At 70.7% G+C, this 12,294-nt stretch carries 10 protein-coding genes and 1 pseudogene; all 11 read left to right on the top strand.

What is annotated here, in order from left to right; translation table 11 throughout:
• Positions 1-71 precede the first annotated feature (71 nt).
• A pseudogene (locus CQZ88_RS26820) lies at positions 72-1,283 on the top strand (CaiB/BaiF CoA transferase family protein).
• A 131-nt stretch (positions 1,284-1,414) separates the two neighbouring features.
• Complete coding sequence (locus CQZ88_RS26815) at positions 1,415-2,737, top strand: acyclic terpene utilization AtuA family protein (RefSeq protein ID WP_006941631.1); 1,323 nt, start codon at positions 1,415-1,417, stop codon at positions 2,735-2,737.
• The gene (locus CQZ88_RS26810; protein WP_006941630.1) at positions 2,734-3,054 is read left to right on the top strand and encodes a hypothetical protein; all 321 of its coding nucleotides are present in this window, start codon (positions 2,734-2,736) and stop codon (positions 3,052-3,054) included. Before CQZ88_RS26815 ends, CQZ88_RS26810 begins: the two co-directional genes overlap by 4 nt.
• Positions 3,051-4,532 carry an aldehyde dehydrogenase family protein gene (locus tag CQZ88_RS26805; protein ID WP_051446159.1) on the top strand — a complete coding sequence of 494 codons (1,482 nt, stop codon included), beginning with the start codon at positions 3,051-3,053 and terminating at the stop codon, positions 4,530-4,532. Before CQZ88_RS26810 ends, CQZ88_RS26805 begins: the two co-directional genes overlap by 4 nt.
• A 14-nt stretch (positions 4,533-4,546) precedes the next feature.
• Complete coding sequence (locus CQZ88_RS26800; protein ID WP_374703843.1) at positions 4,547-6,199, top strand: AMP-binding protein; 1,653 nt, start codon at positions 4,547-4,549, stop codon at positions 6,197-6,199.
• Positions 6,184-7,260 (top strand): LLM class flavin-dependent oxidoreductase, encoded by a 1,077-nt coding sequence (locus tag CQZ88_RS26795; protein ID WP_102800552.1) that lies wholly within the window; start codon positions 6,184-6,186, stop codon positions 7,258-7,260. Before CQZ88_RS26800 ends, CQZ88_RS26795 begins: the two co-directional genes overlap by 16 nt.
• The gene (locus CQZ88_RS26790) at positions 7,257-8,531 is read left to right on the top strand and encodes a cytochrome P450 (protein WP_006941618.1); all 1,275 of its coding nucleotides are present in this window, start codon (positions 7,257-7,259) and stop codon (positions 8,529-8,531) included. The genes CQZ88_RS26795 and CQZ88_RS26790 overlap by 4 nt, the downstream gene beginning before the upstream one ends.
• Before the next feature lie 256 nt (positions 8,532-8,787).
• Positions 8,788-9,615, top strand: a complete 828-nt coding sequence (locus CQZ88_RS26785; protein WP_006941616.1) for a mycofactocin-coupled SDR family oxidoreductase — start codon at positions 8,788-8,790, stop codon at positions 9,613-9,615.
• A 41-nt stretch (positions 9,616-9,656) separates the two neighbouring features.
• Entirely contained in the window at positions 9,657-10,184 is a 528-nt protein-coding gene (locus tag CQZ88_RS26780; protein WP_102800551.1) for a nuclear transport factor 2 family protein, read from the top strand.
• A 24-nt stretch (positions 10,185-10,208) separates the two neighbouring features.
• Positions 10,209-11,900 carry an FAD-dependent oxidoreductase gene (locus CQZ88_RS26775; protein WP_102800550.1) on the top strand — a complete coding sequence of 564 codons (1,692 nt, stop codon included), beginning with the start codon at positions 10,209-10,211 and terminating at the stop codon, positions 11,898-11,900.
• Between the two features lie 237 nt (positions 11,901-12,137).
• Positions 12,138-12,294, top strand: a 157-nt coding sequence (locus tag CQZ88_RS31960) for an SDR family NAD(P)-dependent oxidoreductase (RefSeq protein WP_258008816.1), incomplete at its 3' end; no start/stop codon positions are given.

The following is a 12,294-nucleotide window of genomic DNA, read 5'->3' as shown; positions in this document are numbered from 1 at the left end:
CGCCGGCAAGGTATTCGGCAACATCGCATTCGGCAGGGCCGAACCGGACGACAAGGCTAGGAGAGACGACGATGAACGCATCCGCTGCGGGTCCGCTCGCGGGAGTCAAGGTGCTCGAGCTCGGCACCATGTATGCCGCCCCCACCGCGGGGCGCATGCTCCGCGACTTCGGCGCCGAGGTGGTCAAGGTCGAGGACCCGACGACCGGAGACTTCGCACGCCAGTGGGTTCCGCAGAAGGAGGGGTTGTCGCTGGGCTTCTCCCGTCTCAACGCCGGGAAGAAGTCCCTCGGCATCGACCTGCGTTCGCCGGAAGGCCGCGACCTGGTGCGCCGGCTCGCGGCCGAGGTCGACGTCGTCGTCGAGTCGTTCCGTCCCGGCCGGCTCGAGGAGTGGGGCCTGGGCTACGACGTGCTGAGCGCGGACAACCCGGGGCTCGTGCTGGCCCGGGTGTCCGGGTTCGGGCAGACCGGACCCAATCGCAGCCTGCCGGGATTCGGCACCGTCGCCGAGACGGCCAGCGGTTTCGCGCACGTCAACGGCTGGCCGGACTCGCCGCCGACCTCCCCGCCGTTCGGGTTCGCCGATTCCATCGCCGGGCTGTCCGCCGCGATGGGCGTCGCGATGTAGTTGTACAAGCGGGAGCGGACGGGGCAGGGCGACGTCGTCGACGTCGCGCTGTACGAGCCGCTGATGTTCATCATCGGTGACATGTTCCTGCGCTACACCGCGCTCGGCGAGATCCAGCAGCGCATCGGCAACGCCACCGGCGCGGCGTCGCCGCGGGGCATCTACGAGGCCCAGGACGGGCGCTTTCTGTCCATCGCGGCGTCCAACCAGGGCATCGCCAAGCGGCTGTTCGCCGCGATGGGGCGGCCCGAGATCATCGAGGATCCCCGCTACGCCACCAACGCCGCACGCCTCGAGCACAACGACGAGGTGCAGGCGATGGTGAAGGAATGGGTCGGCTCGATGCCGCGGGCGAGCGTGCTCGAGACCCTGGAGAAGTTCGAGGTCGTCAGCGCACCGGTGAACGATGCCGCGGACGTCGTCGCCGACCCGCACTTCCAGGAGCGCACCCTCGTCGAGATCACGGGCAACGAGATCATGAAGGGTGTGCTGATGCCGGGGCCGGTGCTGCACCTCGGCAGCTACGACGGTCCCAGCTACGACGGTGTGCCCACCATCGGCGAGCACACCGCCGAGGTGCTCTCGGACCGGCTGGGGCTGAGCGCGGACCGGCTCGCGGCGCTCGCCGAGGCGGGCGTGATCGGCAAGTCCTGAGAGTCGCACGGACCGCAGTCCGAAAATCGATGCGGTGAACCGGAATCCGCCCACGACACGGCGTGCGCGGATTCCGGTGTCACGCGCGAATTCAGCAGGTTCGCCGACGCACGCAACGAGACGAGGTACTAATGCAGCTGAGTATCGGCTCGGGCTCGGCCTACGCCAACGACCGGCTCGAGACAGCGGCCGCCATGGCCGACAGCGGCCGGGTCCGGTACATGGGCTTCGACTGCCTGGCCGAACGCACGATGGCGCTGGCCCAGATCCGCCGCCTGCGCGATCCGTCGGCCGGCCAGGACGAACGCATCTCCGCCCTGGTGCCGATCCTGCGCCGCTTCCTCGCGTCGGGAGGCCGCGTCGTCGGCAACTTCGGTGCCGCCAATCCCGACGCCGCGGCGGCCGAATTCGCCGTCAATCTGCGCGCTCTGGGGCTCGGGGGGACCCGGATCGGCATCATCCGCGGCGACGACGTGCGGGACGCCGTCACGGCCGCCGACGTCGCGCTCCCCGAACTCGGCACCACCACGCGCGCGCTCGCCGACCGGATCGTCTCCGCCAACGCCTACATCGGAGCCGATCCGATCGTCGACTGCCTGCGGCAGGACGCCCAGATCGTGCTCGGCGGCCGGATCGCCGACCCGTCCCTGTTCGTCGGGCCGATCTGCCACGAGCTGGGATGGTCGCTCGACGACTGGGACCGCGTCGGCACCGCGACCCTCGCCGGGCACCTGCTCGAGTGCGGCGTCCACAGCACCGGCGGCAACTTCGAGGACCCGCCGTACCGGGTCGTCCCCGACCCGCACAACCTGAGCTTCCCCCTGGCCGAGATCGACGACGACGAGCTGATCGTCACCAAGCTCGACGGCACCGGCGGGGCCGTCGACCTGCGCACCACCCGCACCCAGCTCTACTACGAGATCCACGATCCCGCCCGCTATCTCACCCCCGACGTGACCGCGGACTTCAGCGACGTGCGGATCGAACAGGCCGGGCCCGACCGGGTACGCCTGTCCGGCGCCCGCGGATCCGCCCGGCCCGACACCCTCAAGGTGCTCGTCGGCGTCGACCTCGGATACAAGGCCGTCGCCGAGATCTCCTACGGCGGACCGGGCTGCGTCGACCGCGCCCGTCGCGCCGAGGAGATCGTGCGCCGGCGCCTCGAACCGATCCGGGCGCAGATCGACGAACTGCGGATCGAACTGCACGGCGTCGACACCCTCTTCGGCGACCGGATCGCCGGCGGCGAGCCGGCGGAGGTGCGGCTGCGGCTCGCGGCCCGGGCCCTCGATCCCGACGTCGCCAAGGCCGCCGCCTACGAGGTCGAATACCTGTACTTCGGTCCAGCAGGTGGCGGTGGCGTGGTCACCTCGGTCGTCCCCGCCGTCGTCGTGACCCCCGCCCTGCTGCCCCGCAGCGAGGTACCCCTGTCCGTGGAGGTGACCACCGCATGAAACTTCGTGACGTCGCGTACAGCCGCTCCGGCGACAAGGGCGACACCAGCAACATCTGCGTGTTCCCGCACGACGACGCCGACTACGACTGGCTCCGGTCGGTGCTCACCGAGGACATCGTCGCCGAGGCGTTCGGGAACCTCGTCGAGGGCGAGGTGACCCGCTACGAGATCCCGGTGAACTGCTGCCTGAACTTCGTCCTCACCCGTGCCCTCGCGGGCGGGGTCTCCAAGTCCCTGCGGGTGGACCCGCACGGAAAGTCCTACCAGTCCCTGATTCTCGACATCGACGTTCCGGGACGCGAGGAGAGGCGATGATCCACGACCTGTTCGCCCGGGCGGCGCACGGCCCGTCCGTGCACGTCGGCGGCAGAGGGGAGACCGGGCGCGGCGAGACGTTCGATTCGATCGATCCCGCCACCGAGGAGGCGCTGGCACGGTGGACCGCCGCTGACCGGGAGCAGACCGAACGCGCGATCACGGCCGCCCGCCGCAGCTTCGACGCCGGGGAATGGCGCGCCGCCTCCCCGGACCAGCGCGCCAAGGTCCTGCGGCGGCTGGCGGACCTGATCGACGAGCACGCCGGGCAACTCACCGAACTGGTCGTGCGGGAGGTCGGATCACCCATCGGTCTGGCCCGCACCCTGCAGGTCGCGCAGCCGGCGATCAACTTCCGGTGGTTCGCCGACGCGGCGCTGCGTGGTCCCCGTGGGGGTTACCAGGAGCGGTTGCCCGGCATCCGCGGCGCGGTGTCGTCCGAGAGCCTCCTGCTGCGCGAGCCGATCGGCGTGGTCTCGGCGATCGTGCCGTACAACTACCCGCTGAACATGATCTCGTGGAAGGTGGCGCCCGCGCTCGCCGCCGGCTGCAGCGTGGTCCTGCTGCCCTCGCCGCGGGGCACGTTGTCCGCGCTGGCCTTCATGCACCTCGCAGACGAGGCCGGATTGCCGCCCGGCGTGCTGAATCTCGTGCCGGGTGGACCGGCCGTGGGCGAACTGCTCAGCTCCCACCCCGGGGTGGACATGGTGAGCTTCACCGGATCCTCCGCCGTCGGCGCGGCCGTGATGGCACAGGCCGCGGCCACCCACAAGAAGGTCGTGCTCGAACTCGGCGGGAAGTCCCCCAACATCCTTCTCCCGTCGGCGGACCTGTCCACCGCCGTGGGACCGTCGATCCTGCGGTTCTGCCGCAACGCCGGACAGGGCTGCGGCGCCACCACCCGGATCCTCGTTCCACACGATCGCATCGACGAATTCCTCGATCTGGCAGCGGGCTTCATCGAGGAGAACGTGCCGACCGGCGACCCGTTCGACGAGCGCACCGAAGTGGGGCCGCTGATCTCCGCCGAGCACCTCGCGCGCGTGCGCGGCTACCTCGACCGCGCCGTCGCCGCCGGCGGCCGCATCTCGGTCGCCGGCGAGCGGCCGGTGGGCAAGGGCTGGTTCCTGCCGCCGACCCTGGTGACGGGTGTGGACAACTCCGCCGAGATCTGCCGGGAGGAACTGTTCGCTCCCGTCGCGGTGGTCCTTCCGTACCGGGACGTCGACGAGGCGGTCGCCGTCGCGAACGACTCCCCGTACGGACTCAACGCGAGCGTCTTCGGCGACCACGCCGAGGCGGTGGCCGTGGCTCGGCGCCTCGACACCGGCACCGTCGCGATCAACGGTGGCGGCCCCATGCGGGCGGACGTGCCGTGGGGCGGATCGAAGCGCAGCGGCACCGGCGTCGAGATGGGCGAGGACGGGTTCGCCGAGTTCTTCCGGATCAGGCACCTGAACTGGCAGGTGCCGTCGTGACCACCGAAACCCGAATGCCCGCACACGCTCCCGCGTACCCGATCCTCGACGGACCGGCACCCGACCTCGCCGTCCGCGCGTCTACCGGAAGCCGTACCGTGCCGTGGCTGCTCGACCGGTGGCGCACCGACCGGCCGGAGACGACCTTCCTCATCTGGGAGCCGCACACCGGCGCCGAGGCGCAGCGCTGGAGCTATGCGGAATTCGCCGCCGCGGTGGATCGGCTCGCGGCCGGACTGCAGGCGCGCGGCATCGCACCCGGTGACCGTGTGGTGCTGCTGATGGACAACTGCCCCGACTTCCTCGTCGGATGGGCGGCGATCGTGTCGACCGGCGCGGTCGCGGTGTGCCTCAACACCCGCAGCAGCGCCGACGAACTCGCCTACTACGACCGGCACTGCGCCCCCCGGGCCGCGCTGATCGGAACCCGGTCGGCCGAGGCCGCGCGGGCCGCCATGCCCGGCCTGGAGTGGATCGCGACGACCGGCGGCGCCGAGACCCTCGAGGCCGCGGCACCGGGGGGTACCGTGCCCGAAAGGGCGTCCGGCAGCCTCGGCGCGCTCGGACGGGCCGCCGGGGCACCCGCGCCGGTGTCCATCGATCCGCTCGCGCCCGCGAGCATCCAGTACACCTCCGGGACGACGGCGCGGCCCAAGGCCGTGGTCTGGACACACGCCAACTGCCTCTGGGCCGCCCGGGTCAACGCCGCCCACGCCGGGCTGCGGGGCACCGACGTCGGACTGATCACTCTGCCGCTGTTCCACACCAACGCCCTGGGCTACTCGTTTCTGGGACTGCTGTGGGTGGGGGCCACCGTGGTGCTGACCCCGAAGTTCTCCGCGTCCCGCTTCTGGGACGTCTCGCTCCGGCACCGGTGCACGTGGGCATCGGTGGTGTCGTTCATGCTCCGGGCCCTCGACGGTGCTCCCGTTCCGGCCGGCCACACCTACCGGCACTGGTCGGGCAGCGCGACGCAGCACTCGGTGGCCGACGGGATCCGCATGACCGGATGGTTCGGCATGACGGAGACCGTGTCGCACCCCGTCGTCAGCGAACTGGCCCATCCCGACCCCGACGGGACCATGGGACGTCCGGCCCCCGAGTACGCCGTCGCCGTCGTCGGCGACGACGGCCGTCCCGTCGAGCCCGGCACGGTGGGTGACCTGTGGGTGCGCGGAACACCGGGTGTGTCCCTGTTCGCCGGGTACCTGCACAACGACGACGCGACGCGGGAGGCCTTCACCGCCGACGGCTGGTTCCGCACCGGAGACCGGGTGCGCCAGGACCGCTCCGGGCAGTTGTGGTTCGTCGAGCGGTCCAAGGACATGCTCAAGGTCGGCGGTGAGAACGTCGCCGCCGCCGAGATCGAACGCGTGGTCGCGGCGGTGCCCGGCGTCCGGGAGGCCGCCGTCGTGGCGAAACCGGACCCGATGCTCGGCGACGTCCCGGTCGCCTTCGTGATCCCGGACGGCGCCGCGCCCGACGGCCTGCCGGCCGACATCGAACGGGCCTGCGCAGAACTGCTGTCCGACTTCAAACGACCGCGCGAGGTCCACCTGGTACCGGAGTTCCCGCGCGCCACCTTGAACAAGGTTGCCAAGGCGAAGCTGCGGCACTGGCTGCTCGAGCCGTCGACGGAAGCGAGGAAGACATGGACCTGGGTGTGATCCTCGGCGACGTGCACTCCACGCTGTCGCCGCGCGAGCACCTCGACGGACTGCTGCGCCAGGTCGAGGCCGCGCAGCGCAACGGCGTGCGCTACATCGTGATGGGCCACCACTACATCTACGGCAACCTGCGCTGGCTGCAGCCGATCCCGACCCTGGCGCGGATCGCGGCCGAATTGGACCCCGGCGTGAAGATCGGCACGATGGTGGTGCAGGTGCCGCTGTTCCATCCGGTCGCGCTCGCCGAGGAACTCGCCACCCTCGACATCCTGACCCGGGGCAACCTCATCGTCGGCGCCGGCGCGGGATACCGGCGCGAGGAGTTCGCCGCGTTCGGCGTCGACTTCGGCCGGCGGTTCGCCATGATGGACGAGGCGCTGCAGATCATCCGGCTCATGTGGACGCAGGACGAGGTCGACTTCCACGGCAGGTTCTGGCGGCTCGACGGGGTCAAGACCCACATCCGTCCCTGGCAGGATCCCCACCCGCCGATCTGGATCGGCGCACTGAAGGATTCCGGCGTCCGGCGCTCCGCACGACTGGGCGACGCGTGGCCGGTGACGCCCGAAACCCGGACCGACGACATGCACCGCATGTTCGGCGTCTATGCCGCGGCGCGGCACAAGCACGGGCGGCCGCCGGTGGCGCGGCATCCGCTGCGCCGCGAGATCGTTCCCGGCGCCACCACCGAGGGTGCGTTCCGGCGCTTCGAATCCATGGCGCGGGACCGCCTCCTGGCCTACGCGCAGCGGGAACTGGACACCCGCGATGCCACCGCCCTCACCGAACGATTCCGGCAGGTCGCCGCCGCGGAGGCGATCGTCGGAACCCCCGACGACTGTCTCGGCCAGTTGCGCGCTCTCGCGGCGCAGGTGCCGGTCGATCCGGTGATCGTGCGCGCGCAGTGGCCCGACATGACGGCCGACGACGTCGTCGCGTACCTCGACGACCTCGGCCGCGACATCGTCCCCGGAATGCGCGAGATCGTGTCGATCGACGCCCGCACCATGGCGGCCCCCTCGGCGATGGCGTCCACGAGCCCGACAGGAGAAGTCCGATGACGCTCGACGACCGGAGCACCGAACCGCGTTGTCCCGTGGTCGACTTCGACCACAACTCCGCCGCGCACGCCGAGGACCCGGTCGGCTCCTACCGTCGGATGCGGGCGGCAGGGCCGGTGGTCCGGTCGACCCGTCACGGCGGCTTCTGGGTGCTCACCGACTACGACGGCGTGTTCGAGGCTGCCCGCGACGACCAGACCTTCTCGTCCGCGCGGTGCCCCTACGGCGGCGACGGCCTGGCCACCGTCATCCCCAAGACGCCGGTGAACCACCACATCCCCGTCGAACTCGATCCTCCGGAACATCGCAAGTACCGCAAGCTGATCAACCCGCTGACCTCCCCGGCGGCCGTCGAGCACCTGCGGCCGGCGATCGAGAAGTACACGACGTGGTTCATCGACCAGGTCATCGAGGCCGGCACGTGCGACTTCGCGACGGTCATCGGCGTGCCGGCCGTTGTGACGATCGACTGGCTCGGCCTGCCGCCGGCGGACTGGGAGCGGTACGCGCACGCCCATCACGCCGCGCTCTCCGACCTGCCGGGCACGCCGGAGTTCGAGCACGCCATCTCCGTCGAGTTCCCGTGGATGGAGAAGCAATTGCGGGCCGCGATCGCCGAGCGGCGCGTACGTCCGCGGGACGACGTGCTGAGTCACCTCGTCGGCTCGGAGGTGGACGGCCGGCCGGTGACGGACGACGAGGTATTCGCCATGGCGGAGCTGCTGATCTCCGGCGGCGTGGGCACCACCGCCTCCCTCGTCAGCCAGACGCTGATGTACCTCGACCGCAACCACGAGCTGCGTCGCACCCTCGCCGAGCACCCGGAGAAGCTGCCGCGGGCGATCGAGGAGTTCCTGCGCGTCTTCTCACCCACGCAGGCCCTGGCCCGCACGGTGACTCGTGATGTCGAGTTCCACGGGCACGACTTCCGCACGGGCGATCGCGTGCTCCTCGGCTGGGCGTCGGCGAACCGCGACCCGAAGGCGTTCGACGACCCGGACACCGTGGACATCGAGCGGTGGCCGAACCGGCACACGGCGTTCGGCATGGGTGTGCACCGGTGCGCCGGGGCGCACATCGCCCGTGCGCTGTCCGTCGAGATGCTCGGCCAGATCCTGTGCCGCATGCCGGATTACGAGATCCTGCACGACCGGGTGGTCCCGTTCGCGCACCAGGCGGTCAATCCCGGTTGGAAGCGAATTCCCGCGCGCTTCACGCCGGGACCGCGTATCGGCCCCACTGCCGGGAACGCGCGCCCCTTCTCGATCTGAAAGGTTCATCTTCAAGAGATTTCGCGCCGGTGGAACGGGACGGGCGGACCGTGAACCCGGGGGTGCTCGCCGAATCGACCATTGACCTCCCGGGTCCGATGTGAGCATAATCATATGCAGAGATTTCTTCCGTTTCCGTTCTTCTCGCGTCTCGCGATCCACCGCTCTGCACGCAAGCCCGGCCGGCCTCCTCGCGGGGACGGTCGCCCGGTCCGTGACGCGAACCGAAGAGCGAGTCGAGAGAGAGGTTCACGTCATGGGATTCGACGGCATGGTTGCCTTCGTCACCGGTGCGGCGAGGGGACAGGGGCGCAACCACGCGGTGCGCCTCGCCCGCGAGGGCGCCGACATCATCGCGATCGACCTGTGCGCTCCGGTGCAGGGCGCCCCGTACGACATGGCCACCCGGGCGGACCTCGACGAGACGGTCCGCCTGGTGCAGGCCGAGGGGCGGCAGATCGTCGCCACCGAAGCGGACGTGCGGGATTCGGCCGCGGTCGCCAAGGCCGTGGCGACGGGGGTCGAGCGGTTCGGCCGCCTCGACGTCGTCGTCGCCAACGCCGGGATCGCCGGCAGCTATCCGGTCGAGGATCTCACCGACGAGATCTGGCGCGACATGATCGACATCAACCTCACCGGCGTGTGGAACACGGTGAAGGCCTCCGTCCCGCACCTGCGTGCCGGCGGCCGCGGCGGCAGCATCGTGCTGATCAGCTCCATCGCCGGACTGAAGGGCCTGCCGAACAACGCCCACTACGCGGCGGCCAAGCACGGCGTGCTCGGCGTGATGCGCAGTCTCGCCAACGAACTCGGCCCCGAAGGTATCCGGGTCAACGCGGTCCTGCCGACCAACGTGGAGACCCGCATGCTGCTGAACGACGCGATCTACAAGTTGTTCCTCCCGGACGAGCCGCAGCCCACCCGGGAACAGGTCGAACCGCTGCTGCACGGCATGCACGCCCTCGACGTCCCGTTCGTGCAGCCCGACGACGTCAGCAACGCCGTTCTGTTCCTCGCCGGAGCCGAGTCCCGCTACGTCACCGGCATCACGATGCCGATCGACGCCGGCGCCCTGGTGAAGTAGTGACAGGCCCCGAAACGCGCTCTGCGACGGAAGGACACGACATGCTCGACGGCCGGGACCGCCACCCGCGACGGACGGAGGATGTCCTCGAGATCCGCGAACTGGCGACGCGGTACGCCCTGGCCGTCGACGACCACGACATGGAGACGCTGGCCGCGCTGTATACGCCGGACGCCGCGTTCCACGGTCTGTCGGAATCGCTGTGGGGGCGGGACGCGATCGTCACCTACGTTCGTGCCGCGCTCGACGGATACGACGGGGTCAGCGTGCACACCCCGCACCCCGGCACGGTGGACTTCACCGATGAGGACACGGCGCAGGGGGTCGTGCCCTGCCACGTCGAGTTCGCGCAGGCGGGGGTGCAGAGCATTCTCGCGTTGCGATACCACGACCGTTACGTGAGACGGGCCGGGCGCTGGTACTTCGGCGAACGCCGGCTCGAGGTCCGGTACGCGACGCCGACCGCGACGTACGGGACGGTCCTCACGGCCGGGGCCGCACCCGACCCGCCGTCCCCCGCCGAGCCGGACGGACGACTCCGGCCGAGTCCGTCACCCACCTTCGACTGAACCATCCCGAGAGAGGGAATTACGATGCAAGACAACGACGGATCGGACGCCTACGACGTCATCGTGCTCGGCAGCGGGGGTGCCGGACTGTGCGCCGCCCTGTCGGCCGCCCGGTGCGGTGCCCGAGTGGGCGTGTTCGAGAAGGGCGAACTGCTCGGCGGGACCACGTGCCTGTCGAGCGCCGTGGCGTGGCTGCCGAACAACCGGTACGCGCGGGAGGCGGGGATCGTCGACTCGCGCGAGCAGTCCCTCGCCTACCTCGAATCCCTGTCGCACGGGATGATCCTGCCCGAGCTCGCGGAGGCGTTCGTCGACACCGTTCCCGAACTGCTCGACTGGCTCGACACCACGCCGCTGAAGATGCGCCTCGTCGCCGGCTACCCCGACTACCACCCCGAGCGGCCCGGCGGGATGCCGCAGGGCGGACGCTCCCTCGAACCCGACCTGTTCAGCTTCATCGACCTCGGCCGATGGGAGGACAAGCTCGTCGGGGTCCCGCGCCGTATGACGGTCGCGGAGACCCCCATCGGCGGCGGCACCGGCCACCTTCCCCCCGACGTGCTCGAGCAGCGGGAGCGGGAGCGCGTGGAGGGCCTGGGCCGCGGCATGATCGCGGCCCTGCTCCAGGGCTGCCTCGACGAGGGCGTCGCCGTGCACACCGGGGAGCGGGGCGTGCGGCTGATCCAGGACGAGTCCGGCCGCATCACCGGCGTGCGGTTCGAGGGGCGGAACGGGGCGCACGACGTGCGCGCGGAGCACGGCGTCGTGCTCGCCACCGGCGGCTTCGAATGGGACGAGCGGCTGCGGCGCGACTTCCTGCGCGGACCGATGGCGCACCCCGCCACCGTGCCCACGTGCACGGGGGACGGATTGCGCATGGCGATGCGCGTCGGCGCGCAGCTCGGCAACATGCGCGAGGCCTGGTGGGCGCCGGTCGCGGTGCTGCCCGGGCAACGGGCGAACGGTGCCCAGGCCGTCCAGCTCGTGCACCGGGAGCGCACTGCGCCGCACTCGATCATGGTCAACCGGCTCGGCCGGCGGTTCACCAACGAGGCGACCAACTACAACGCGCTCGGTGGGGCGTTCCACCAGCTCGACGCGCACGACTTCGACTACCTGAACCAGCCGTGCTGGCTGATCTTCGACGCCGACCACGTCGAGAAGTACGGGGCGTTCGGGGCCGCGCCGGGCACCGAAGCCCCGGAGTGGGTCGTGCGGGCCGACACTCTCGCCGATCTGGCACGGCAGATCGACGTCCCCGCGGACACCCTCGAATCGACGGTCGCCCACTGGAACGAGGACGTGCGCCGGGGCCACGACAGCGAGTACCACCGCGGCGAGAGCGTGTACGACGGGTTCGTCGGTGACAAGAACAGGTACCCCGGCGTGGAATCCACCCTGGGACCCGTCGCGCGGGCCCCCTTCCATGCGGTGCAGATCCACAGCAGCACGCTCGGCACGAAGGGCGGTCCGCGCACCGACGCCGACGGCGCGGTCCTCGACGTCGACGATCGGGTCATCCCCGGCCTGTTCGCCGCCGGGAACGTCATGGCGGCCCCCACCGGCATGGTCTACGGCGGAGCCGGCGGAACCCTGGGCCCTGCCCTGGTATTCGGCTACCGGGCGGGCCGGGCCGCGGTGAGGGCGTCGGTCCGTGCGGCCGATCCGTCGGCGGATCCGGCCGCGGCGCCGTTGCGGCCGGTGTCGCTCGCCTGACGGATCAGGGGAGGGATCCCTGCCGAATATCCGCGCGGTCCCCAGTCAGCCGCGACAGCCGTTCGTTGCTGTCGCGGCTGACTGCCGTGCGCGCGGCTCCGGAACCTGTGCCGGCACGGGACGTAGGTGTCCGGCGATCGGGGACCTTCGGACCTTGCGGGCTCACTAGCTAATAATCATGATAAGCATTAGAGTGCGGTTCGTCACAATACGCATACAATGAGAACGGGAGCACCCATGGGACGAGTAGCCGGAAAGGTCGCGCTGGTCACCGGCGCCGCCCGGGGCCAGGGACGATCGAACGCCGTCCGCCTCGCGGAGGAGGGTGCCGACGTCGTGATCCTCGACTCCTGCAAGGACGTCGACACGGTCGCGTATCCGCTCGCCACCACCG

Source organism: Rhodococcus sp. ENV425 (genome assembly GCF_002887785.1).
Taxonomy (GTDB): domain Bacteria; phylum Actinomycetota; class Actinomycetes; order Mycobacteriales; family Mycobacteriaceae; genus Rhodococcus; species Rhodococcus aetherivorans.
Note: the sequence above shows the minus strand (reverse complement) of the source record. Positions and strands in the feature narration are given on the sequence as shown.